Source organism: Bifidobacterium sp. UBA6881 (assembly GCA_002451435.1).
Taxonomy (GTDB): domain Bacteria; phylum Actinomycetota; class Actinomycetes; order Actinomycetales; family Bifidobacteriaceae; genus Bifidobacterium.
The window spans coordinates 16,554-17,348 of sequence record DKCF01000088.1; the positions used below are offsets into that span (position 1 = coordinate 16,554).

A 795-nucleotide genomic window follows, 5' to 3' on the forward strand; every position below is an offset into this window, starting at 1 on the left:
CTTTCCGGCCTTTCTGCCTTGCGAATCCGTTCGACCATGCGGGCGCGGCGCGTCGGCATGCCGGTGTATGCCGTCGGTGGCTGATACATTGGCACGTTGCGACGAGCGGGCATGCCGGCAGACGAATGCGGATACGCAATGATGTGCTGCTGCCGGACGCCATGGGACGTTGGAAAGATTGGATAGCAAAGGAAACAGCATGGTTTACGATTTCACCACCATCATCGACAGACATGGCAAGGACGCCTTGGCGGTGGACGGTCTGGGCACGATACCCGGGATGGCGCCGGACGCGCCTCGCGAGGGATTCGATGTGATTCCGATGTGGGTCGCCGACATGAATTTCGCCACGGTGCCGACCATTCCCGAGGCGATCATCGAACGCGCGAAGCACCCGCTGTACGGCTACTTCAATCCGTCGGACGAGTACTTCGACGCGATCATCCGCTGGCAGCGCGACCGCAACGACGTGACCGGACTGACCCGTGACGCGATCGGATACGAAAACGGCGTGCTCGGCGGCGTGATCTCCGCCGTGACCGCATTCGCCGCGCCCGGCGACGCCGTGCTGCTGCACAGCCCGACGTACATCGGATTCACCAACAGCCTGAGCAACAACGGCTACCGCATCGTGCACAGCCCGCTCAAGCGCGACGCGGAAGGCGTCTGGCGTATGGATTTCGCCGACATGGAACGCCGCATCAAGGAGAACAACATCCACGTCGCCATTTTCTGCAGTCCGCACAACCCCTGCGGCCGCGTGTGGGAACGTTGGGAAATCGAACAGGCGATGGA

1 protein-coding gene is annotated in these 795 nt (G+C 62.1%); it reads left to right on the plus strand.

Annotated features, from left to right (window positions below):
- Positions 1–199: 199 nt before the first annotated feature.
- A partial coding sequence (locus B3C64_RS06920) for an aminotransferase class I/II-fold pyridoxal phosphate-dependent enzyme (RefSeq protein ID WP_291534663.1) occupies positions 200–795 on the plus strand: 596 nt, incomplete at its 3' end.